This is a genomic window from Nocardia sp. NPDC060255, assembly GCF_042727395.1.
Lineage (GTDB): Bacteria > Actinomycetota > Actinomycetes > Mycobacteriales > Mycobacteriaceae > Nocardia.
The window spans coordinates 1-21,929 of the sequence record NZ_JBHXAU010000028.1 but is presented as its reverse complement, the minus strand read 5'-3'; the positions used below and the strand labels follow the sequence as shown (position 1 = coordinate 21,929).

The window sequence follows — 21,929 nt, the reverse complement described above, 5'->3', positions numbered from 1 at the left end:
TGGGTGAGCGCGATCGGTTGGTTTCAACGGTGCAATTGTGCGTTGAGCCGGGCGGCCTGTCGGGTGAGGTGCTCGCGTTCGGGGAGGCTCGATGCCGAGCGGGCGGCTTCGTTGTAGAGCCGTGCTGCGGTGATCGGGTCGCCGTCGCGTTCGTGTAGGTATGCCGCGACGGCAGAGTACCTGGGCAGAGCCGGATCGAGTCCCGCGAGTGCGGCCAAGCCTGCTCGCGGGCCGTCGGCCTCACCGACCGCGACGGCCCGATTGAGTTGGGCCACTGGACTATTGGTGAGGCGCACCAGTTCGTCGTACCACTCGACGATCTGCACCCAATCGGTCTCCTCGGCGGTCTGCGCGTCGGCGTGCAGGGCGGCGATGGCGGCCTGGGCCTGGAATTCGCCGAGTCGGTCACGGGCGAGGGCCGCCTGGAGGACGTCGACACCCTCGGCGATCAGGCGGGTGTTCCACAGGCTGCGGTCCTGTTCAGCGAGTGGGACGAGGCTGCCGTCGGCGGCGGTTCGGGCCGGGCGACGCGCGTGATGCAGCAACATGAGTGCGAGCAGACCTGCGACCTCCTCGTGCATGGTCTTGGCGGCGAGTTGGCGGGTGAGCCGGATCGCCTCACCGGCGAGGTCGATATCGCCGGAGTAGCCCTCGTTGAACACCAGGTAGAGCACGCGCAGCACCGTGGCGACGTCACCGGGTTGGTTGAGCCGGACGTCCGAGACGGTCCGCTTGGCCCGGCTGATCCGTTGCGCCATGGTCGCCTCGGGCACCAGATAGGCCTGCGCGATCTGACGTGTGGTCAGGCCGCCGACCGCGCGCAACGTGAGCGCGACGGCCGACGCCGGTGTCAGCGACGGGTGCGAGCACAGGAAATACAGCTGCAGTGTGTCGTCTGATGTTTCGGCCGGTCCGGGCGGCGGCTCGGCTTCGATCCGCAGTTCCCGGTCGCGACGCGCCGCCTCGGAGCGGTGCGCGTCGAGGAATTTGCGCCAGGCGACCGTGACCAGCCAGCCCTTCGGGTCGGCGGGCTGCTGGTCCGGCCAGGTCGTCGCGGCCTGGATGAGTGCTTCCTGCACGGCGTCCTCGGCGGTCGCGAAGTCGACGCCGCGATGCACGAGGACGCCGATCACCGCGGGAGTCAGCTCCCGCAGCAGCAGTTCGTCCATCACTCGGTGACCGTGGGCGTTTCGCCGTAGAGCGGGCGCAGTTCGAGCCACTCGTGGATCGGCTTGCCGCCCGCGCCCGGTGCCGCGGACAACTCACCGGCCAGTTCGATCGCCCGCTCGTAGGTGTCGACGTCGATCACCATCCAGCCGGCGATCAGGTCCTTGGTCTCGGCGAACGGGCCGTCGGTGACCGGTGGCCGTCCCTCGCCGTCGTAACGGACGAAGGTGCCCTCCGGGGACAGTGCGCGTTCGTCGACGAATTCGCCGGTGGCCTCGAGTCGAGTGGCGAAGTCGCGCATGTACTGGATATGGGCCGTGATCTCCTCGGGCGTCCACTGCTCCATCGGCGCGTTGTTGACCGAGGCGGGCGCGCCACGGTAGTGCTTGAGCAGCAAGTACTTGGCCATCATGTTCTCCTTGATGTGATTCGGCCCATTGTGGCCGTGTTCTGTTCCGGGGACGAAGTCGCGCACGGGTTCTCGACATGCACGAGCACACAGCTGTCAGGCGCGGGTGCGTTCCGCTCGCTGCTGGATCAGCTCCTCGACCGGGCTGGGCAGGGTCGTGTCGAAGTCGATCAGCTTCGCCCAGGTCGGCGTGACGACGATCCGGACCATGCCGTCGTAGAGCGAACGCACCTCCGCCTCCCACCCGACCCGCTGCTCGGCGGTCATCTCGTAGGAGCCGTTCATCTGGAGATATTCCGCCGGGATGCCGTCGACCACGTCCAGCTCGACCCGGCCTCGGATGAGCAGGATCTTCGGCGGATGCACCTCGGTGTCGATCGTCAGGGCCACCATCGGATTCTCGCGCAGGGCATGCAGTTTCGGGGCGTTCTTCGAGGTGCACAGGACGACCTCGGCACCGTTCCAGGTGAACCCGATCGGGATACTGCGGGGCGTGCCGTCCTTGGCGACGTAGGCCAGGCGGGTCAGGTCGCGGGCCAGCAGTTCCTGGCTGAGCGGGCGGTTGAGGACTTCGGCGATCTGGTTCTGTTGCACGGTAATGCCTCTCGGTTTCGTGGTCCGCCCAGCTGGGCGGTGGTCCCTTGTCGCGGTCGGTGGCCGCTGATATCCCTGGGACGGAGCCGGCGCTACGTTCTCGACATCGGAACCGTGCTGAGTTTCAGAAATTTTCTGCTGACCGCCGGAAACCTGACTACGGCGCTTATGGCAACGACATGGCAACACTCACCGACTCTCGGTGACCAGACCGGCCGTGACTCATGGCGGATCCCGGTAGTGCGCTCACAATCTGGCGTTCTGTACCGGTGTCCCACTAGGCGCACCGAGTGAAGCAAACACGCGGCTATCCGCGCGAGCCCGCCATATCATGTAGCTATGCCCGAAACCGAGCTCGAAGGGCGTACGGAACCACTGGCCGGGGGTGCCCGGCAGGCAATACTGGTGGCCGGTGCCTGCTCGATGATCGTGGGTGTGGTCCTAGCGGTGTGGCCACACAAGTCGCTGCCGAACGCGGAGCTGCTGTTCGGTCTGTACCTGCTGCTCAACGGCGGATTACAGATGGTCATCGCGTTCGGCGCGAAGTTCGCGCCCGCGCTGCGCGTGCTCGTCTTCGCCAGCGGCCTGACCTCGATGCTGCTTGCCGTGCTGTGTTTCAGCGGCGGCAATTCGGCACTGCTGCTCTCGTTCTGGATCGGGCTGGCCTGGGCGGTGCGCGGGATCTGTCACGCCACGGTCGCGGTCTGGTCGGACAACCTCGCGAGCGGCGGCACGCAGGAAGTGTTCGGCCTGGCGACCATGATGCTCGGCATCCTGGTCGGGGTGCTGCCGTTCGACTCGGTGGACGTGCTCGGCCTGGTGGTCGGCCTGTTCCTCATCCTGATCGGGACCATGGAGGTGCTCAGCGTCGCGGCGGTGCGCCACCGGGTGGTGGAGTTGCCCGGGGTTTCGCGGATGCGTGCGGTGCGGCTCGATCGCTGATCTGCCTGCGATGCCGGAATGCGTCCGCTGCGTAACGCATTCCGCTAGTGCACGGTCGGCGCACCAGGTTCACTGGAAACCATGGCACCCCAGCAGTCCGCGTTCCAGTCGCAGGCGGAGCTGATCGTGGTCACTCACGGCGCGGACACCACGCTCACCCCTAGCGCACTCGACGACAGTCTCAGCACCGAGGCACGGTTGACCGCGCTGCTTCCCGCTGGTGGTCGGCTCGCTCGGATCTTCGGACCGGTCAACCGTCTGCACGGTCGCGTCGCGGGGACACCGCACGAAGCTGTGGCCGCGCAGTATCTGCGGTACTTCTCCGTCCGCGGGGTCACCGAGGGGCTCGCCGACATCGCGGCACGGCTGCGCGAAGACGACGCGGTCGACGGTGCTTATCTCAAACCGCCCGCCGAACCGCCGATCGCCCCGGACGGCATCGCCTATTCCGTGGCGGCCGACGCGCCACCGGTCACCCCGAATTTCGAAGCGCGCCAAGGTTATCTGGATGCGGCACCGCAAGGCATCGACGCCCGCTGGGCCTGGACTGTGCCCGGCGGACGCGGCCAAGGTGTGCGCGTCATCGATGTCGAAGGCGCGTGGCGGTTCACCCACGAGGACCTGCTCGCGAATCAGGGCGGAGTGATCGGCGGCAACCCCGCACCTGATCTGGGTTGGCGCGACCACGGCACCGCGGTCGCCGGGGAGATCAGCGGCGACGTGAACACCTTCGGCATCACCGGCATCGCCCCCGACGCGCTCCTGCGGGCCGTCTCGATCTTCGGCCCCGGATCGGCCGCGGCCATCCGCACTGCGGCCGACGCACTCACTGCAGGCGATGTCATCTTGCTCGAACTGCACCGTCCCGGACCACGATTCAACTACGCGGGCCGCGCGGACCAGGCAGGGTACATCGCCATCGAATGGTGGCCCGACGACCTCGCCGCGATCCGCTACGCAGTCGGGCGCGGTGTGATCGTGGTCGAAGCGGGCGGGAACGGTGCCGAAGACCTGGACGCCGCCCTGTATGACACCCGTCCCGGGGACTTCCCGACCTCGTGGCGCAATCCGTTCCGCGGTGGCGCGGCCGACTCCGGGGCGATCATCGTCGGCGCCGGCGCACCACCGTCCGGCTTCCACGGCCGCGACTACGGACCCGGACGGTCCCGACTCGACTTCTCCAACTTCGGTTCTCGTGTCGACGCGCAAGCCTGGGGGCGGGAAGTCACCAGCACCGGCTATGGCGACCTCCAAGGTGGTTCCGACGAAGACCTCTGGTACACCGACGTGTTCAGCGGGACATCCAGTGCCTCACCGATCGTCACCGGCACCGTCGCCAGTTATCAAGGGATTAGCACTGTGGCCGGTCAGCGGAGGACACCCGCCGAGGTACGCGCTCGTCTGCGGGCCACCGGGTCACCGCAGACGAGCGCGCCGGGTCGACCGGCGAGTCAGCGGATCGGCAATCTACCGGATTTGAAGGCGATGGCCGCACCCCACTGAGTCACCAATCCTGAACAGCCTTACTGCTTTCCGGACCGCGGCGCGTCGGGACGTCCGGCTAGGATCCGGAGAATGGGTGGGCAGTCGAGTCGAGATCAGGCAAGTTCGTTCGGGGCGGGGGCGGCGGTATACGCGAAGTCGCGACCGTCCTATCCGCGGGAAGCAATACGGTGGCTGGTTCCGTCCGCAGCGCGGAAGGTGCTCGACCTGGGGGCCGGCAGCGGCCAGCTGACGCGCGGGTTGCTCGAGCTCGACTGCGATGTGGTGGCGGTGGAACCGTCCGACGGTATGCGTGCGGAATTCGTGCGCGCACTGCCGGAGGTTCCGATCCTGCCGGGCCGGGCAGAGAGCATTCCTGTCGATGACGACTCGGTGGATGCCGTCGTCGTCGCACAGGCCTGGCACTGGGTGGACGTGGACGCGGCCATTCCCGAACTGAATCGCGTGCTGCGAGACGGTGGTCAGCTCGGGCTCGTATGGAACATCCGCGACGAACGCGAACCCTGGGTCGCTGAGCTGGGCCGAATCATGCGGCAGAGCACCGAGCTGGACATGAACAGTGAAACCCCTTATGTCGGACCGCCTTTCGAGCCGATCGAGCGGCAAGATTTCGAATGGATATGCCCGATGACCCGATCCGGGCTACTGGATCTCGTTGCGTCACGCAGCTACATCCTGACGCTGGAACCACCAGCCCGGCAGCAAGTGCTGAACGCCGTGAGCGACCTGTTGAACACGCACCCCGCTCTGACGGAGCGTGCGGATATCCACCTGCCGTACGTGACCCGATGCTCCCGGACTCGCTTGGTGACGATTCGAGGCAGTGCGAGCACGCCGTCCTGATCCGATCGCTCTCGACTTGATCGCGCGGCCCGACATCGAGTGGCACACCATCGCCGGCCCGCGTCTCACCCCCCACATCTACCGCTCGAGCGGGACATGATGGCGGGCTTACTCGCACTTTCCCGCCGCCATGTCCCGGCCGCGTCGGCGGGTGGTCGGTGGGTGGTCGGTGGGTGCGTCGCTTACCGGCGCGGCGAGCCGGGTGAGGTCGAAGGCCTAGCATGCTGTGCTGAGCAGCGCGACGGAGGTCAGGTCGGCCGCGTTCGATGTTGGCGGCGTTCAGGATTCGGTGCCTGGGCATCAACACGTCCGTCAGGCGGGACACGGGTGGCGGATCCACTCATGTCGGGGCGGTTGGATGCTGACGTGAGCGCTCGGCCCGGGCACTACGGTGCGGCACCGTGACAGTAATCGGTTGGCTTGACTTGGAGTGCACTCCAAGTCCTAGTGTCGGAGGCGTTCGTCAGTTCTTCGAGGTACCGCCCGGGCCGCCGGGCAGGAGGAGTATCCGCGCATGATCACCCGAACCACGCTCGGCTCGCCCGGTCTCACTGTCAGCGCGATGGGCCTGGGGTGCATGGGGATGAGCGAGAGCTACGGCGCCGCCGACTGGGACGGCGGCCTGGCCACCATCGCCCGGGCCCTGGAGCTGGGCATCACGTTCCTCGACACCGCCGACGCCTACGGCACCGGGCACAACGAGGTGCTGGTGGGCCGGGCCATCCACGGTCGCCGGGACCAGGTGCAGCTGGCCACCAAGTTCGGCATCGACCGCAGCGCCGGCGACCAGGCCCGCCGCATCCGCGGTGCCCGGGACTACGTGCTGCGCTCCTGCGACGCCTCGCTGCTGCGACTGGGTGTCGAGGTGATCGACCTGTACTACGCCCACCGCCCGCCCCAGGACGTGGAGATCGAGGAAACCGTCGGGGCGATGGCCGAACTGGTCGAGGCGGGCAAGGTCCGCCACCTGGGCCTGTCCGAGGTCGACGGCGAGCTGCTGCGCCGGGCGCACGCGGTGCACCCGATCACCGCGGTGCAGAGCGAATACTCGCTGTGGACTCGCGACGTCGAGGCGGTCACCCCGGTGATGGCCGAGCTGGGGGTCGGGCTGGTGCCGTACTCGCCGCTGGGGCGTGGGTTCCTGACTGGTGCCCTGGACCGTTCCACGTTGAGCGAGAAGGACTTCCGGCGCACCAACCCGCGCTTCGCCGGCGCGGCGGGCGAGGCCAACGAGAAGATCGCGCAGACCGTGCGCGCGGTGGCCGACCGGCTGGGTGCCACCCCGGCCCAGGTGGCGCTGGCCTGGGTGTACGCCCAGGCCGAGCGGCTCGGGGTGGCGGTGGCGACCATTCCGGGCACGCGCAGCCCGGCCCGGCTGGAGCAGAACGCGGCCGCGTTGGAGCTCACCCTGGACGCCGAGGCGCTGGCCGTGTTGGCCCCGCTGAGCGAGCAAGTGACGGGCGAGCGTTACGTCCCTGCGCACACCGCTGAGGTCGCCCGGGGGTAGCCGGTCCGCACCGATGCGCACGACGCCTTTGACATCGCGCCCACCGGTGCGGACCGATATCTCCGGCACGATCGCCCGCCACCTCACCGGACCCGAAGATCTGGGGGAGGCCGAACGTCAGGCCCTGGCCGCGAAGTCCGCTGCGGCCAGGGCCGTCGGCGGGCTTTCAGGAAGGTCGCTGCGCTCTCCGGGTAGCCGGTACCTGGGGATTCGAGTAGTCCGGCACTCGTGGCAGGGAGGTCGGTTCTTGGCACTGTGATGGGTGGCAAGAAAAGGAGCTCGCGATGAGTGCGATTCATATTCGTGCACCTGGACACCATCATCAGCCCGGTTTGGCAGGGGGTGCAGGGTTGCATGGCATGGTGGTTTTCGGGACCGGCGTCGACTGCTATCTGTCGTATCGGCCGATGTTCCAGGCGCCCTACAACTTCCAGGTGTTGCTTGCCGTCGAGTTCGATGAGCGGGGCAAGCGGGCTCTCGGCGCGGATCGGCGGATCGGTTACACCGATATTCACACCTTCGATCCCGAGGATTTCCCTGTCGCGGAACTGGATCCGGGGCGGGTGCGGCGACGCAGGTCGTTTCACGGCACGCTGATTCGCGGTAGGCGCGAGCGTGGTGGCATTGCGATTGCCACCGAGGTGCGCGCCACCGTGCGCGACGTTGTGCACTTCGCCGAACTCGATCCGGATCGCGTGCGCGGCCGCGGCCTGCTCACCCACCTGTGCTTCGGGCGGCCCGATCGGATGTACCTGGCACATCACATCAACCGCCAACCCAGTTTCGATCAGATCGTCGCGGCCCGGCTGATTCCTGGAACCGTGACAGACCTGCTCGGTGAGCCATTGGCCGACGAGATCGCCGGGTCGAGTTTCGCGCAGGCGCAACCGATCATCCTCGGACAGCGCGAGTTCACCGGCGCGCGGTTGCGTGCGGGGGAACTGGCGGTCGCGGCGTTCCCGGCGACCGCCGGTGGCGGACAAGGATTTCTGGCCGAGATCGCGGTCGAGCGGCAGATCTATCTCGAGGTCGCCGACCTGACGTGACCGCCGAACGGCCGATGTCAATACGCCTCAGGTCGCAGTCGCGGTGGCCCAAGGTCAGGGCGTCGGTCAGCCCGGCGACGGACGCGCAGCCCGGATGCCGGCGGCTACTTTCGACACCATGACCAAATCGGTTCTCCCCGGCACCACTTCGGGTCGACGGATCGCAGAGGTCGACATTCTGCGCGGGTTCGCGCTGTTCGGCATTCTCGTCACCAACGTCATGTTCGCGACCACATGGTGGTCCTACAGCGGCACAAGTGACCATCCGCAACTGCGCTTCGACGGCCCCGTCGACCACTTGATGAGCGCGGTGGTCAACGCCTTGTTCGAAGGCCGGTTCTATCTGCTGTTCGCGTTCCTGTTCGGCTACTCGTTCACGTTGCAGATCGCGGCGGCGCAGCGCGCGGGTGCGTCGGCCAATACGCGGCTGTTGCGGCGTTGCCTGGCGCTGCTGGTGATCGGGCTCGCGCACGTGTTCTTGCTGTGGATCGGCGACATCCTCACCCTCTACGCGTTCCTGTGCTTGATCCTGATCCCGTTGAAGAAGCTGAAGCCGCGCACCGCCGTCATCACCGGTGTGGTGCTCTACGTGTTGTGGTGCGGCTGGGCGTTCCTGCCGAGCGACGGCGGCGACGGAATCTCTGCGCTGGCCGACCTCTTCGACGTGCCGCGAGTCCACGACGGATACACCGGCACCTTCGGTGACACGTTCGCCAACCAGATGTGGCTGGCCCCCATCTTCCTCGCCCTGATCTGGTTCACCCAGGGCGTGACAGCCTTCGGCATGTTCCTGATGGGCATGGCGGCCGGAAAACGAGAACTCCTCACCGACCGGGAAACGTTGCGGCGCTGGGCCCCTCGGGTGTTCGTCGGCGGACTGACGATCGGCCTGCCGGTGTCGGCGGTGACCTTCGCGGGCACCATGGAATGGATAACGCCGCCAACGATCTGGCCCGGCGTCCAGCAACTCGTCAATCCACTGATGACCTTCGCCTACATCGCAGGCATCATCTGCCTCACCCAGTCGCCGCGCACCGCACACCTGATCGGCCGGTTGGCCCCGGCCGGGCGAATGGCGGCATCCAACTACATCGGACAATCCATCGTGCTCATGGTGATCTACACCGGCTACGGATTCGCCCTGGCCGACAAGATCCCACCGGCCGGCGTCATCGCCATCGCCCTACTCACCTATGCCGGCCAACTGGCGCTGAGCAACTGGTGGTTGCGCAATCACCGATACGGACCGGTGGAGTGGGCACTGCGAGCGGCGACTTATCTGTCGATCCCAGAGTGGAAGCGTCGGCCGGAAAAGGTTCCGGCACAGGTTAATTGACATCAGTCCGGCAGGGGCCGCCACCTCTGCGTGAGCGCGACAACTCGCACGCGCGATGACTACTGAGCGCCGGGTCGGCGACCAATGGTTTATGAGTCAACGGCAATGGGGCCGAGATCGCCCCGAGTAGGCCGATCGTCCCAGGTCGGGCACTATTCCGACAGCCCACCGGCTGCTCCCGTATAGATCCGCAGGTTCCAATGATCCGCACGTCGACCGCGTGGATCATTGCAGCCTGCGGCCGTGGAGACCCACAAAGGGTCGGGGTTGTGGGGGCCGTTGCGAGACAGTGTAATTCGCGATCGACGATTTTGAAACATGATCGTCCATCTCGCTTCCGGACCGTCACCCAGAGGGCGTGATAACCGCTGTTCCTGAGCGGCCCGAGGTCGGCATCGATCGGGAACCGATAGATTCAGAACGATAGATTCAGATGGAACCGTAATCCCTCCGGGCGCGTCCAACATTGCAAGATCGCACCCGAACCCCGAGGAGCATCCCGTGACCGACAACGCCGCCACCGCGGCACCCACTACGTTCAACCTGGTTCCAGAGCACGTCAGCGAGGCGGGACGTTACGTACAGACCACCGCACAGAACCTCATCAGCGGTCTGCGTTCGGCATCGGCCGACGTCAACGCGCTCGAGACGACCTGGCGCGGCAGCGCCGCGACGGCGTACGCCACCGCGTGGGACGAGGTCCATCGCGGTGCCCTGGGGGTTTTCGAGGCTCTGGCAGATATGGCCGACTTGCTGGGCGTGGTGGTCGATCGCAGCGCCGCCACCGACACCAGCAACGCCGCAGCGGTCAGCTCCCTCGACTTGCCCTGACCTCGCCGGCTCCATACTCGTTTCGAACCGAGACCCGTTGGGGGACAACGCACCATGACCGACCAATACCGAGTCGACCTCGCGCACCTGGACACCGTCACCGCCAAGGTCGCCGCGCTCAATGCGTTCGTGGCCGACGCCTTGACCGAGTTGGACACCCGGATCGCCACGATGCAATCCAGCTGGACCGGTGCCGCCGCCGACGCTCACGCCACCGCACACGCGGAATGGGTCGCCGCCGCCGCGTTGATGACCGATGGACTCGAGAAGATGCGCGCCGCCGCAGCAGCCGCGCACGCGTCTTATGAGAACGGAACCGCCGCCAACCTCGCGATGCTCGGCCGCAGCGGTCAGGGAGCACAGTGACCGGCACCATCTTGGACGTCGACACAACCGTCTACTACGACACCGCGACCAAATTGGCCGCAGGTGCGGCGGCCTGGTGGTCCGACGTCGACGCACGCTGGCCCGAGCTGGAAAAAGCCAACCACATGGCGGGCAGCTACTCCGATGCCCTGGACTGGGCCAAGTCCTACGACCAGCGCGCCACCGACATTCTCAAAATGGTCGAGAAGGTCGCGACGGCCGCACACACCTACGCCATCGTGCTCAACGAGATGGGTTACCAGCGTGCCCTCGATGAACACGGCGCGACCATCGACGCCGGACCCGCGCCGATCAAACCACCGACCCCGATGTACCCGGTACTCGTGTGTCGGGTGCCGCTGCCAAGCGCGGGGGGCCCCGGGCAGGGCTTGGTAGACGAAGGGCTCGGCCTCGTTGAGAAAATCGGCCTCACGGTCCCGGACGGCAACGCCACCACCATCTCCAACGCCGCGCTGACCTGGGACGGCGCCCGCAATTCCCAAGGTGCGGCAGCATTTCCCGCGATCCTCGAAGCCGGAGCTGTCGCATTCCAAGACGTGATCGCCCCCGAGGTTGCGTTCATCGATGAGGATCTGCGCGCCCTGAAAGCATCGGCCGAAGCCACGCTGACGGCCATGGCGGATCTGGCGCAGTCCTGCCGCGATCACCGCATCGCGCTAGACGAACTACGCGACCTGCTCAAACAGCAGTTGGAGATGGTGCGCGACGCCCTCATCCAAGAACTGGCGATCACCGCCGCAATCTCGGTCGCATCCTCGTTCATCACCTTCGGTGCAGGTGCCGCTATCGGTCTGGCCGGGGCCGCCGCCATCTGCGCCCGCTACGCCCGGCCGATGCGCGCCATCATCGAGACGTGGCGCACCAACCGTAAAATCAGCGCTGGGGTGAAGTTCGACCAGGATCTAGTGCGAGCCAAACGCGAATGTGAACGCCTAGAAGACCTCGCCCCGAACGGGCGACTCAAACCTAAACGCGACCCCACGCCAGCCGAACTGCTCGATGACACCGACCGGGCCGCACTCTGGGGCTACACCGGCCCCGAGGCTGAATCGCTCAACTACATGCTCCGGCACGAGCCCGGCAATATCAGCAGAGCCCAGCAACTCCGAATAGAAGAGATTACCAAAGCGCTGGATAAACTTCCCGACTATCAAGGGCTCGTCACACGCCGCGTCAACCTCAGTGCTGATGACATTGCAAAATACAAAGAAGGTGGCGTATGGATCGAGCCCAGCTTCACCTCTAGCTCGCGAACTCCGGAAGCGGCATTCGATCGCTCGGTCGAATTTCAGATCGAGTCGGCACACGGAAAGTCCGTCGAACAATTCGCTCGAAAACCCGAAGAACTTGAAGTGCTGTTCAGGCCGGAATCAAGATTCGATGTCGTGCGAAACCGCCCTGACCCTACGGATCCCAGCCGAACTATTATAGTACTGCGCGAAATACCTTAGAGAAAGGATTGCCGAATGGCTGAATACTATAAAGGGCGAAAGATTACTACACGCGAGGAGCTCGGACTACCGCCGCTGACCGAAGAAGAAAAAGCCGCAACGCTGGCAATGGCTGACGAGTGGAACGCTCGCCGGAACGCGGTTCCCGAGGACCAGCGCATCCACCTGTCGGGCCGTTTCGGTGACGATTGGCACGACGACGAGGTACCGCGGAACCCTGACGGCACCCGCAAGGACCCATCCGCCGACCCTGAGCAGGAGCCGAGATAGCGCCGTGCAGCAGGAGCCGGAGAGGTTCGGATCTTCTTGGGCATCCTACTGGCGCGGTGGAGGTTGGGCCGCTAGGGCACCTTCGCCGCCAGGAGTAAGTCGAGTAGTTGGTTGGCGAATTCGGTGGGGGATTCGGTGAAACCGCTGTGGCCGCCGGGGAATTCGGTGAGGGGGATGTTGAGGTGGGTGGCGAGGGTGGCGGCTGGGCGGTGGGGGAGGTGGCCTCGGGTTTCTCGGCCTGCGGCGAGGATCAGGCGGTCGGTCAGGGAGGCGAGGGTGGGTTCGTTGGGGAGGTAGGAGGTGATGGGGCGGAGTTCGTGGGCCATCATGAGGGCGGCGTTGGCGTGTAGGCGGTGGATCATTTCGGCTGTGCGGGGCGGTAAATCGGCGGGGGCGGGCATGGGTTTCATGGTGCCGCCGATGCCTTCTAGGAAGCGGGCGCCTGCGGCCGCTATGCCCTCGGTGCGGAAGAGGGTGTAGACCTCGTCGATGAAGGTCTTTTGTTCGGCGGCGTCGGGGAGCACGGCGAAGCAAGGGGCTTCGTGGGCGATGACGAGGCGGAGGCGTTCGGGGTGGTGGGTGAGTAGGTCGAGGGCTACTACCGCGCCGCCGCTTCCGCCGAAGACGTAGGCGTCTTCGCCTGTGGGGGTGAGGGTTTCGAGGAGGCGGTGGGCGTCGTCGCGTTGCACCGCTACTTGCTGGTCGACGGGCTCGGCGGAGTCGAGGGTGCTGCGGGAGTAGCCGCGAGGGTCGAGGGTGACGACGGTGAAGTGGTCGGCCAGGGTGTCGGCGATCGGGTCGAAGACGGCTGCGTCGCCGCCGCTGCCTGGGAGGAGCAGTAGCACGGGGCCGGTGCCGCGGACCTCGTAGTAGAGGGTGGCGCCGGGGACCTTCAGGGTGTCGGATCTCATTGGTGTTCCTTAGGTGTCAGTGGACGGCCACTGTTCGAGGGTGACGTGCAGTGCGTCGATGATGCGTTCCCACGAGGCGTTGGTGTCGCGGGAATGGGCGAAGCCGCCGGTTGCCTCCAGGGCGGCATAGCCATGAAAGGTGCTGCGTAGCAACCGGACTGCGTCGGTGAGGTCGGGTTCGGTCAGGCCGTAGGCGCGCAGCATGCGGTAGGTGAGTTCGATGCCGCGCATCGCGCCCGGGTCCGGCTCGATCACGCCGGGCGGCACCGGGGTTTGGGTCGCGGTGTAGCGGCCCGGGTACTGCAGCGCGTACTCGCGCCACGTGTTCGCGAAGGCGGCGAGTGCGTCGCGGCCCGCTCGTCCGGCGACGGCGCTCGCGAGCAGGTCGGTCTTCTCGGTCGCGGCGAGCATGGCGACTCGCGCCCGGAGTTCCTGGAGGTTCTTGACGTGTGAGTAGAGACTGGCGTCTTTGACGCCGAACTTCTTGGCCAACGCCGACATCGTGACGTTGTCGAAGCCGATCTCGTCGGCGAGATCGGCCGCGGCGCGGGTGACCCGCTCGGCGGACAACCCGGCTCGTGCCATCATGTGCACACCTCCATCAAACTAGGATGCCTAGTTTATAACCTAGGAGTATTAGGTTTGGCAAGGTGGTCGAATCTTCTCAGACGAGACCGCGCAGTTCCTCGTCCGCCGCACTGCCGGGCTCGGGGAAGTACACGTACAGGACGTGCCCCTCCGGACCGGTGAGCGCAAAGGTCTCGAATGCGAGGCGAAGGATGCCGACACCGTCGACGCGCAGTTGTTTCGCGCCCATCGTGCGCTCGTATACGTCGTGCGAATCCCACAGTGCCCGAAACGTTTCGCTGCGCTCGCGCAGGTCCGCCACGAAGCCGTCGAGTTCGCCGCGGCGCGCAACGGCGGTGGCGCGCAGACCGGCGACAGCCTGCAGCGCGATCTCATCCCACTCGGGATACACCGTGCGCGCACGCGGATCGAGGAACGTGAACTCGATCAGGTTGTGCCCCGGACTCCAAGCGGGGTTGACCCGGGCGGCGAGTGCGGTGCCCGCCAGGACGTCACGGCTCGGGCCGACGATGAACGCGGGCAGGTCGGCCCACCGTTTCAGGAGCTGCAGCACCCCGGGCCGCACAGTGTGGACCACGTCGTTTTCCGCCGGATCCAGCGACGGTATCGCCAACGACCACAGATAGGACCGCTCGGTATCGTCCAAGCGCAGCGCACGGGCCAGCGCTTGCAGGATCTCGCGCGACGGATTCCGGTCGCGGCCTTGCTCGAGCCGGATGTAGTACGAAGGGCTGAGTCCGGCGAGCAGCGCTAGCTCCTCACGACGCAGCCCCTTCACCCGCCGTCGCGTGTGATCGACGACCCCGGCGGAGGTGGCGTCGATCTTCTCCCTCCGGCTGCGCAGGAAGGAACCGAGCTCATTGTCGTCACGTGCCATCCGAATGAACGTTACCTGCCGCGCCACCCACGAAACTGACCCTGCGAGAGCCACCCTCGAGCGGGAATGGCACCTTCTGCGGCTCGCAACTTTCATGGAGACATGCCGAACGACACGAACACAGCGAAGGTATGGCTCGTCTCCGGATGCTCCAAAGGTCTTGGCCGCGCCCTGGCGACACACGCACTAGAACGAGGTGACCGAGTAGCTGTCACTGCCCGAAACCGCACTGCCGTAACCGATCTCGCCGCCGAGTACGGCGATCGCGCGCTGGCACTGCAGCTCGACGTCACCGACCCCGCGTCGGTGACCGCAGCGGTCCGCGACTGCGAACAAGCCTTCGGACGCATCGACGTCCTGGTCAACAACGCCGGATACGGCTACCTCGCCGCCATCGAAGAAGGCGAGGACACCGCAGTCCGCGCACTGTATGACACCAACGTGCACGGCGTGGTGACGGTCCTCAAGGCCGCACTGCCCGGCATGCGAGCCCGCCGCTCGGGGCGCATCGTCAACATCTCCTCCTTCGGCGGCCTGGCCGCTTTCCCCGCGACGGGTCACTACCACGCTACGAAGTTCGCGCTGGAGGGCCTGTCGGAGTCCCTCGCCGCGGAACTCGCACCGCTGGGCATCGCGGTGACGATCGCTGAGCCGGGCGGTCTGCGAACCCAGTGGGCGGGAGAATCGATGCGGCAGTCGCCGATTCGCCTGGACGACTACGAGCAGACGGCAGGCAAACGCCGCGAGTCCACGCTGGCCGTCTCCGGTCACCAGCCCGGAGACCCAGCTCGCGCCGCCGCGGCAATCGCCACGGCAGTGGACTCCGCAGTACCACCGCGACGGCTGCTGCTCGGCTCCGACGCACTCGCCGGAACGCGCGCCCGCCTGGAACGGATGCGCGACGAGATCGATGCGAACGAGGCACTGACCGTCAGCGTGGATCTGGGGGCGAAATGAGCGGCGCGTTCATCGTGGTCGGCGCCGGACCCGGCCTGGGCGCCGCGGCCGCCCGAAGGTTCGGCCGCGAAGGGCATCCGGTTGGGTTGATCGCACGCAGCGCCGCAAACCTGGCCGAGATCGCGGACGGATTGAATTCCGAAAGCATCACGACGGCAACCGAATCCGCGGACGTCACCGACGAGAAGGCACTCACCGACGCACTCGGCGCACTATGCGAGCGGCTCGGCCCGATCGAAGTGGTGCTGTTCAGCCCACGGCCGAGCCTCGACTGGATCAAGCCCGTCCTCGACACCACACCGTCGGACATCCAAAGCGCGCTGGCACTGAACGTCGTTGCCGCAGCGACGGTTGTCCGCGCGGTGGTGCCGGACATGCGCCATCAGGGACACGGCACCTTGCTGTTCACCACCGGCGGCGCCGCCGTCGAACCGCACCGCGACCGCGCGGTGTCGGGCATCGCCTACGCGGCCGAGTCGGCCTACACCCGCATGCTGCACGACACCCTCGCTGGCGACGGCGTGCACGCCGCGCAGGTCACCGTCGTCGGCCCGATCGGTCCCGGCGCAAGGCACGAACCGGACGCGGTGGCCGAGGAACTCTGGCAGCTACACACCACCCGCGACCAGCCTCTGCTCGTCCTGCGCTGACACCGCTCGCGTCTCTGGCCGCCGAGCGAATCACCTTGGGCTGTTTGCCCGTACAGGAGGACGTGCCGGTGCTAGTCGACGGCAATGGGACTCGTGCGCTCCGGTATGCGGCCGCGCGGACGACACGTGCCACTCCCGCTGACACGCACCATCATTGGGTACCTCGAGCACCAATGTCGCTGTCGGCCTCGGGCTGAGCCGTGATCGGTTGGCCGAGCCAATTCTCCCCTCGGCCAACCGATCACGCTTCCGGGCAAACCGCCCGAGCTAGCAGATCGTGTGCACCGATCACGAGGAACTGCCTCGCCAGCAACGCCGCCGAGCCGAGGGATCAGGCACACATTTCGTGATCAGCCCAGCCGGGGCGATGGAACGGCGCGGTCTCTGGCGGGCTGATGGATGGCAAGCCCCGTTGGCACCGCACCCGAGCGCCTGCTGCGGCATGACCCGCAGTGGAAATGCCTTGTCGCCCAACTGATCCGATGTCGCTGTGGAACACTGGCCAACGCGTGCCAAGCGCGGCCAGGAGCGAATGTTCTTCAGCCGAACGACAACCCCTGCCACAATGCCGCCATGACGCACAATCAAGAACCGGGCGACTACGCCCCCGAACCCGATGGTCTCAGCCCCCACTACCTGCGTGTGCACCCCGATGGTCGCGAAGAGCAGATGCAATGCGAACCAGGAAAGGCGGCCTGGCAGATACATCCGGGGGAAGTTATCTGCGCGCCGCCGAGGGGCGTACCCCTGTCGATGCGATCGATCGCATTGACCGCAGTACCCCCCGACGGACCGGGCGGAGATTCGGCCGATGTCCGCGAACCTCGCCGTCCCGTGCCACCGAGCCCGCATCTGCGTGGGGCCCAGAACATCCCGCCCGACTCCGATCCGATCAGCCTCCCGAGCACCGACAGTTAGCCGAGAGAGTGTGCGCCATCGAGCGATCGGGCCTACGAGGCTCTGTCGGCGACACGGCGGGCCGACGAGATTTGAGCTGCTCGCCGCCGGTGCCGCGGGCGTGCTCGACGGCTGGTATCCCGTCGGTTAGCCAGACCAGAATTCGACAGTGTCGTCTGTGCCGATGCGGTTGTTGGCGGGAGTCACGGCAGCGCCTCCCGCCAAACCACGCCTTCGTCGCCCGCTCAGCTGACCGCAGCCCCGAACCACTTGGGCAGCTGACCGAGCAGCTCCTGCTGATCTTCACCGACCCACGCCACGTAACCGTCCGGCCGCAATAGCACTGCGGGCGCGTCCAGTTCCTCACTGACATCGACGATGTGGTCGACTCGATCCGCCCAGCCCGCCACTGAAAGCCGCCCGGTTTGATCGAGCAGTAGCCCGCGCCCTTCATGCATCAACTCGAACAGCCGTCCCCGCTTCAACCCGATATCCCGCAACCGCCGACCGAGCAGTTCATGGCCTTCGCCGAAGTCGTAGCGGACGCCGACCCCGATGATCATCTCGGTCAAATATTGGCTCACGACACCGAAGTCCATCAGTTTCGCCACGAGCCTGCGGGCTGCCTGTGGTCCCGGCTCGAGTGACGTCAACTCCATCTGCGCGCGGGTGTTGTCCAGCACGTCGGCGGCCACCGGATGTCGTTCGGCCTGGTAGCTGTCGAGCAGACCTTCGGGTGCCCAGCCGTCGATCTCGGCGGCCAGTTTCCAGCCGAGGTTGAACGAGTCCTGGATGCCGAGGTTGAGTCCCTGCCCACCCATCGGCGGATGGATGTGCGCCGCGTCGCCGGCCAGCAGCACCCGGCCGACCCGGTAGCGCTCGGCCTGCCGGGTGGCGTCCCCGAAACGGGACAGCCAGTGCGGCGAGTGCGCGCCGAAGTCAGTGCCCGCGGTCGCCAGCATCTGCTGTTTCAGCTCGTCCAAAGTCGGTGGGATAGAACGATCTTCGGCGACCGAAGCAGCAGGCGCGACGACCCGGAATACCCCGCCGCCGAGCGGCATCGCACCGAACCGCAGCTGAGTCTTGCGGACCTCCGCGTTCACGGCGTTGATCGTCTCCATCGACGCGGTCAGCTCCACCTCACCGAGCAGCGTATCGACCCTGGTCGGCTCGCCTGGGAAGTCGACGCCGAGCAGCTTGCGCACCGTACTGCGCCCACCATCGCAACCGACGAGATAGCGCGAGCGCAGTCGCGAGCCGTCGACCAGTTCAGCGGTCACCCCGTGCTCGTCCTGGCTCAGCCCGACCAGTTCGCTGCCGCGCCGGATCTCGACACCGAGTTCGGTGGCGTGCTCGGCCAGCAGGCGATCGGTAGTGGGCTGCGGGATGCTGAGGACGTATGGATGCGAGGTGTCCAGCGGCTCGGGGATGGGCTTGCGGATGCCCGCGAAGAAACCGTTCAGCGGGTGCTGCGTGCCGAGCGCGAGGAACCGGTCCAGCAGGCCGCGCTGGTCCATGATCTCGATGGTGCGCGCGTGCATGCCCAACGCCCGGACGATCTTGGTCGGCTCCGCATCCTTCTCCAGCACGAGAGCCTGCACGCCGCGCAGCCGCAGCTCACCGGCCAGCATCAAGCCGGTCGGTCCGCCGCCGACAATGATCACGTCAATCAAGAAAGCTCTCCATTCAACAGGGTTACCCTTCGACCACCGGTCAGCCCGACGACGCCCGCACTGCCGCGCCCGCTGCCGGTAACCACGAATCCCACCGAGGGTTCTCGTCGAACCCGCACACTTTCGCAGCGCATGTCCCTCACGATTTCCGCAGGTACTGGCTTCGGCGGACCATTGTGCGACACGACCGGGGTCTTGCGGCAAGGCCCCCGGTGCGATATATGTTGAAGGGGACAAGGAGTGGGTTCACCTCCTTGTCCTTGTTTATTTCTCGCCCGCCGCGCGGATACCCTGCCGCAGCGGAAGCAATTCCACTGTCAGCCGATGAGTTTCCGACGCAGGCACCGTCGACAGTCATGAGCACCCAGCACGATCCTCAGAGGAGTACTCATGACCCAGACCTCGTCCGTCACCTCGCACACCCTCGATGTCCCCGGCGCCCACCTGTACTACGAGCTGCGCGGCAGCGGTCCGCTCATCGCGATGGTCGGCGCCCCGATGAACGCCGCCGCCTTCGCCCCTGCGGCCGAACTGCTCGCCACCGATCACACCGTGCTCACCATGGATCCGCGCGGGCACCAGAGCAGCGTGCTCGACGACCCCGAACAGGACTCCACGCCGGAACTGCGAGCCGACGACCTGGCCCGGATACTCACCCACCTCGATGTGGGCCCGGCGGTAGTCCTCGGTTCCAGCGGCGGCGCGGTCACCACACTTGCCCTGGTCCAGGCTTATCCAGAACTCGTCAGCACCGCGATCGCGCACGAACCCCCGCTGAACCTCCTGCTCGACAACGTCGACGAATTGCGTATCCAGACAACCGATCTCGTCGCCACCTACGCCGGCGGCGACCGAATCGGCGCCTGGCGGAAGTTCATGGCCAACGCCAACATCCAGATGCCCGAGCCGGTATTCCAGCAGATGTTCGGCGGCGATCCCGCTCCGGCAGACCTGGCCAGCGAACGCTTCTGGTACCTGCACGAGATCGAGGGAACCGGTTGGTGGCAGCCGGATCTCGCGGTATTGCGCACGACACCGATCCGGGTGGTGGCGGGCATCGGTGCCGACTCGACGAACCAGTTCTGCGACCACACGACGCGCGCGCTGGCCGCCGAACTCGGCATCGAACCCACCCTGTTCCCGGGTGGTCACACCGGATTCGTCGAGGACCCAGCGACTTTCGTCACCCGGCTGCGTGACGTGCTCAGTTGATCCGTCGGCGCGCGGTCATGCCCACGCCGCGCGCCGCGCAATGGTGACGTCCTGGACGGCGGCGCTGCCCTCGCCCACCGTCCAGGACGTACACCGGGCGGCCTGATGAGGGTCGAGGCCGCCCGGCGTCACCGCCCACGTGGTCCGGCACGCAGGCACTGACGAATCAGGTGAGCCCTCTGATGAATTCGGCCAGGTATTGACCGCTGTAGTCGGGCTTACCGTTGTTCTGCACCGCGGCCGCGCCGATCGTGTCGATGTGCGTGTAGCCCGGCAAAGTTTCCACCTGTGCGGTGGCTCCCGTCGGCACCCAGGTACCGACACCGTACTGCACAACGCTGTCGCCCGCGTACGCGATGAAGTTCGGCTTGGTGCGACTCATGTTGCGGTAGCGCAGGTTCACCATGTCACCGCTGCGCGCTCCGGTCATTCCCGCACCGAGATCGATGATCATGCGCAACGGAAAGTAGGTCTCCCAGTAGGCCGTTGGCGCGCCGGTGCCCAATTGCCGGGCCACCTCGTTGATGTCGGAGGTCTCCCGGTTCGGCGCGGTCCACGGCACGCCGACGACGTCGTTGTAGTTGCGCCAGGTGTAGAGCGCGTTCCGGTCGGTCGGGGCGACGCGCGTCTGCGGGCCCGCACTGATCCGCAGGTAGTTCCCCAACACCGGAATCTGGGTAGCCCCACCACCATTCGGGAACGTCTTCTCCGCCACCGGGCCACCGGAGAGGGCACCGACACCCTGCTGCAGCAGCGCGAAATTGCCGGAGTTGTTGTCGATGAACGTGCCGAGCAGTGCCGCGTTGGTGAACCGGTAGTCGCGAATGGTGCCTTCGCCGTCCCCGCCGCCGGTCGCCACCGCCGCCCAACTCTGGCCGAACATGGTGGTGAGCGTCGCCTCAACCTCGGGATCGTGCAGATGAGCGAGCAACTGGCTCTCCGCATCCGGCGCGAGATGCGCGGCGAGCCCGGCGAGACGGTAGAGCATCATCGCCTTGGTGCCGATCACCGGAACGGGACCGAGCGTGCGCATCGGCAGCACGCCGCTGTCGAAACCGGCCTTCAGCACGTTGTTCGTCGGACCCATCAGCGCGTCGGTGAGGTCGTGGAAGAACGGTGTGTTCTGAATAGCGGCCGGATCCGACGAGACCATCGAGTCCTGCGCGGCGAACGCGGCGCACTGGTTGTAGCCCGCGTCGGCCTGGGTGGCCGGGTTGCCGTCGAAGTCCCAGTCCGAGAAGAACCCGGTGACCATCCCGCCCATCGAAATACCGGTGCAGACGTATTTGCGTTGCCGCTCGGCCTGATCCGGGATCTCGTGCAACATGATCTCGTACTGGTCCCTGATCACCCGCTCGACGCCGATCGAATCGAGAATCGGCAGGTCCTGCGAGGCCTTGAAGCCGGGGAAGGTGCGCCCGTCGATGGGCTTGCCGTTGAAGTAATAGTCGACCGCGTCCAGGTAGTTCCCGGTCTGTAAGGCGTAGTCGAAGCCCGCTGTCTCATCCAAGCAGGCACCGCGGCGGGCCAGCGACCAGAACTCGATGGTGCGACCAAGGGTCTTCGCCGAGCGTACGGTGTTGCCCGCGACGCCCTCGGAATTGACTGCGCCACCGGCTAATCCCTGCTGCTGCACGACTACCGCGTCGGCATCACGCGAGTTCTCCGGACCACCGACCGGCCGATACCGCAGGTAGCCGGTGCGATCGCACGCCTCCGGATGCGCGGGGGCGTTGGCAGGCAATGGCAGCCGGAAACTGACGTAGGAGATCGCGATTCCGTCGCGCGTCGCGACCGGCTGCTCTTGCCGATCCGCCGCCACCGACGTGGGTGGTGCGTCGGCCGCCGTCGCCAGACCCGGCGGGACAAGGCCAGCGG

General features: G+C 66.5%; 21 protein-coding genes. 13 read left to right on the top strand and 8 right to left on the bottom strand.

Features of this window, described 5'->3' with window-relative positions:
* Nucleotides 1-23: 23 nt before the first annotated feature.
* The 3 genes from ACFWF1_RS36115 to ACFWF1_RS36105 all read right to left on the bottom strand — a co-directional run bounded on the left by ACFWF1_RS36115 (nt 24) and on the right by ACFWF1_RS36105 (nt 2,170).
* Nucleotides 24-1,169 carry an RNA polymerase sigma factor gene (locus tag ACFWF1_RS36115; protein WP_379288782.1) on the bottom strand — a complete coding sequence of 382 codons (1,146 nt, stop codon included), beginning with the start codon at nt 1,167-1,169 and terminating at the stop codon, nt 24-26.
* Nucleotides 1,169-1,576: a YciI family protein gene (locus ACFWF1_RS36110; protein ID WP_379288675.1), complete on the bottom strand. Its 408-nt coding sequence runs from the start codon at nt 1,574-1,576 to the stop codon at nt 1,169-1,171. The genes ACFWF1_RS36115 and ACFWF1_RS36110 overlap by 1 nt, the downstream gene beginning before the upstream one ends.
* Before the next feature lie 96 nt (nt 1,577-1,672).
* Entirely contained in the window at nt 1,673-2,170 is a 498-nt protein-coding gene (locus ACFWF1_RS36105) for a pyridoxamine 5'-phosphate oxidase family protein (RefSeq protein WP_379288677.1), read from the bottom strand.
* A gap of 339 nt (nt 2,171-2,509) precedes the next feature.
* Here ACFWF1_RS36105 and ACFWF1_RS36100 point away from each other — a divergent pair, with 339 nt between their 5' ends.
* From ACFWF1_RS36100 to ACFWF1_RS36055, 10 genes are all read left to right on the top strand, one after another.
* Complete coding sequence (locus ACFWF1_RS36100; RefSeq protein ID WP_379288678.1) at nt 2,510-3,112, top strand: DUF308 domain-containing protein; 603 nt, start codon at nt 2,510-2,512, stop codon at nt 3,110-3,112.
* An 81-nt stretch (nt 3,113-3,193) separates the two neighbouring features.
* Entirely contained in the window at nt 3,194-4,615 is a 1,422-nt protein-coding gene (locus ACFWF1_RS36095; protein ID WP_379288679.1) for a S8 family serine peptidase, read from the top strand.
* 72 nt (nt 4,616-4,687) lie between these two features.
* Nucleotides 4,688-5,458: a class I SAM-dependent methyltransferase gene (locus ACFWF1_RS36090; protein ID WP_379288681.1), complete on the top strand. Its 771-nt coding sequence runs from the start codon at nt 4,688-4,690 to the stop codon at nt 5,456-5,458.
* Between the two features lie 514 nt (nt 5,459-5,972).
* Complete coding sequence (locus tag ACFWF1_RS36085) at nt 5,973-6,965, top strand: aldo/keto reductase (RefSeq protein ID WP_379288683.1); 993 nt, start codon at nt 5,973-5,975, stop codon at nt 6,963-6,965.
* A gap of 359 nt (nt 6,966-7,324) precedes the next feature.
* On the top strand, nt 7,325-8,011 hold the full coding sequence (locus ACFWF1_RS36080) for a hypothetical protein (RefSeq protein WP_379288684.1): 687 nt from the start codon (nt 7,325-7,327) through the stop codon (nt 8,009-8,011).
* 118 nt (nt 8,012-8,129) lie between these two features.
* The gene (locus ACFWF1_RS36075; protein WP_379288686.1) at nt 8,130-9,347 is read left to right on the top strand and encodes a DUF418 domain-containing protein; all 1,218 of its coding nucleotides are present in this window, start codon (nt 8,130-8,132) and stop codon (nt 9,345-9,347) included.
* Nucleotides 9,348-9,848: 501 nt separating this feature from the next.
* A complete protein-coding gene (locus tag ACFWF1_RS36070; RefSeq protein ID WP_379288688.1) occupies nt 9,849-10,178 on the top strand; it encodes a WXG100 family type VII secretion target in 330 nt (109 codons plus the stop codon).
* A gap of 54 nt (nt 10,179-10,232) precedes the next feature.
* Entirely contained in the window at nt 10,233-10,544 is a 312-nt protein-coding gene (locus tag ACFWF1_RS36065) for a WXG100 family type VII secretion target (RefSeq protein WP_379288690.1), read from the top strand.
* A complete protein-coding gene (locus tag ACFWF1_RS36060) occupies nt 10,541-12,016 on the top strand; it encodes an ADP-ribosyltransferase (protein WP_379288691.1) in 1,476 nt (491 codons plus the stop codon). The genes ACFWF1_RS36065 and ACFWF1_RS36060 overlap by 4 nt, the downstream gene beginning before the upstream one ends.
* Nucleotides 12,017-12,031: 15 nt before the next feature.
* Complete coding sequence (locus ACFWF1_RS36055) at nt 12,032-12,286, top strand: hypothetical protein (RefSeq protein WP_379288693.1); 255 nt, start codon at nt 12,032-12,034, stop codon at nt 12,284-12,286.
* A 71-nt stretch (nt 12,287-12,357) separates the two neighbouring features.
* On the opposite strand, the gene ACFWF1_RS36050 is transcribed toward ACFWF1_RS36055, so the two are convergent.
* The 3 genes from ACFWF1_RS36050 to ACFWF1_RS36040 all read right to left on the bottom strand — a co-directional run bounded on the left by ACFWF1_RS36050 (nt 12,358) and on the right by ACFWF1_RS36040 (nt 14,662).
* A complete protein-coding gene (locus ACFWF1_RS36050) occupies nt 12,358-13,197 on the bottom strand; it encodes an alpha/beta fold hydrolase (protein WP_379288695.1) in 840 nt (279 codons plus the stop codon).
* A gap of 9 nt (nt 13,198-13,206) precedes the next feature.
* Nucleotides 13,207-13,785 carry a TetR/AcrR family transcriptional regulator gene (locus ACFWF1_RS36045; RefSeq protein ID WP_379288697.1) on the bottom strand — a complete coding sequence of 193 codons (579 nt, stop codon included), beginning with the start codon at nt 13,783-13,785 and terminating at the stop codon, nt 13,207-13,209.
* Between the two features lie 76 nt (nt 13,786-13,861).
* Nucleotides 13,862-14,662: a helix-turn-helix domain-containing protein gene (locus tag ACFWF1_RS36040; protein WP_379288699.1), complete on the bottom strand. Its 801-nt coding sequence runs from the start codon at nt 14,660-14,662 to the stop codon at nt 13,862-13,864.
* A gap of 102 nt (nt 14,663-14,764) precedes the next feature.
* Between ACFWF1_RS36040 and ACFWF1_RS36035 the strand changes: the two genes are divergently transcribed.
* A complete protein-coding gene (locus ACFWF1_RS36035) occupies nt 14,765-15,619 on the top strand; it encodes an oxidoreductase (protein ID WP_379288701.1) in 855 nt (284 codons plus the stop codon).
* Complete coding sequence (locus tag ACFWF1_RS36030) at nt 15,616-16,269, top strand: SDR family NAD(P)-dependent oxidoreductase (protein ID WP_379288703.1); 654 nt, start codon at nt 15,616-15,618, stop codon at nt 16,267-16,269. Before ACFWF1_RS36035 ends, ACFWF1_RS36030 begins: the two co-directional genes overlap by 4 nt.
* Before the next feature lie 1,142 nt (nt 16,270-17,411).
* Here the strand turns inward: ACFWF1_RS36030 and rox are convergent.
* Nucleotides 17,412-18,839, bottom strand: coding sequence for a rifampin monooxygenase (gene rox, locus ACFWF1_RS36025; RefSeq protein ID WP_379288705.1), 1,428 nt, complete (start codon nt 18,837-18,839; stop codon nt 17,412-17,414).
* A gap of 390 nt (nt 18,840-19,229) precedes the next feature.
* Between rox and ACFWF1_RS36020 the strand changes: the two genes are divergently transcribed.
* A complete protein-coding gene (locus ACFWF1_RS36020) occupies nt 19,230-20,051 on the top strand; it encodes an alpha/beta fold hydrolase (protein WP_379288707.1) in 822 nt (273 codons plus the stop codon).
* A 166-nt stretch (nt 20,052-20,217) separates the two neighbouring features.
* Here ACFWF1_RS36020 and ACFWF1_RS36015 read toward each other — a convergent pair.
* On the bottom strand, nt 20,218-21,929 hold a 1,712-nt coding region (locus ACFWF1_RS36015; protein ID WP_379322257.1), incomplete at its 5' end, for a hypothetical protein.

What these genes read in the sequence shown, in the direction of transcription:
- ACFWF1_RS36115 (WP_379288782.1), bottom strand. Translation starts at nt 1,169, where the DNA reads ATGGACGAACTGCTGCTGCGGGAGCTGACTCCCGCGGTGATCGGCGTC.
- ACFWF1_RS36110 (WP_379288675.1), bottom strand. Translation starts at nt 1,576, where the DNA reads ATGGCCAAGTACTTGCTGCTCAAGCACTACCGTGGCGCGCCCGCCTCG.
- ACFWF1_RS36100 (WP_379288678.1), top strand. Translation starts at nt 2,510, where the DNA reads ATGCCCGAAACCGAGCTCGAAGGGCGTACGGAACCACTGGCCGGGGGT.
- ACFWF1_RS36095 (WP_379288679.1), top strand. Translation starts at nt 3,194, where the DNA reads ATGGCACCCCAGCAGTCCGCGTTCCAGTCGCAGGCGGAGCTGATCGTG.
- ACFWF1_RS36090 (WP_379288681.1), top strand. Translation starts at nt 4,688, where the DNA reads ATGGGTGGGCAGTCGAGTCGAGATCAGGCAAGTTCGTTCGGGGCGGGG.
- ACFWF1_RS36085 (WP_379288683.1), top strand. Translation starts at nt 5,973, where the DNA reads ATGATCACCCGAACCACGCTCGGCTCGCCCGGTCTCACTGTCAGCGCG.
- ACFWF1_RS36080 (WP_379288684.1), top strand. Translation starts at nt 7,325, where the DNA reads ATGGTGGTTTTCGGGACCGGCGTCGACTGCTATCTGTCGTATCGGCCG.
- ACFWF1_RS36075 (WP_379288686.1), top strand. Translation starts at nt 8,130, where the DNA reads ATGACCAAATCGGTTCTCCCCGGCACCACTTCGGGTCGACGGATCGCA.
- ACFWF1_RS36065 (WP_379288690.1), top strand. Translation starts at nt 10,233, where the DNA reads ATGACCGACCAATACCGAGTCGACCTCGCGCACCTGGACACCGTCACC.
- ACFWF1_RS36055 (WP_379288693.1), top strand. Translation starts at nt 12,032, where the DNA reads ATGGCTGAATACTATAAAGGGCGAAAGATTACTACACGCGAGGAGCTC.
- ACFWF1_RS36050 (WP_379288695.1), bottom strand. Translation starts at nt 13,197, where the DNA reads ATGAGATCCGACACCCTGAAGGTCCCCGGCGCCACCCTCTACTACGAG.
- ACFWF1_RS36045 (WP_379288697.1), bottom strand. Translation starts at nt 13,785, where the DNA reads ATGATGGCACGAGCCGGGTTGTCCGCCGAGCGGGTCACCCGCGCCGCG.
- ACFWF1_RS36040 (WP_379288699.1), bottom strand. Translation starts at nt 14,662, where the DNA reads ATGGCACGTGACGACAATGAGCTCGGTTCCTTCCTGCGCAGCCGGAGG.
- ACFWF1_RS36035 (WP_379288701.1), top strand. Translation starts at nt 14,765, where the DNA reads ATGCCGAACGACACGAACACAGCGAAGGTATGGCTCGTCTCCGGATGC.
- ACFWF1_RS36030 (WP_379288703.1), top strand. Translation starts at nt 15,616, where the DNA reads ATGAGCGGCGCGTTCATCGTGGTCGGCGCCGGACCCGGCCTGGGCGCC.
- ACFWF1_RS36020 (WP_379288707.1), top strand. Translation starts at nt 19,230, where the DNA reads ATGACCCAGACCTCGTCCGTCACCTCGCACACCCTCGATGTCCCCGGC.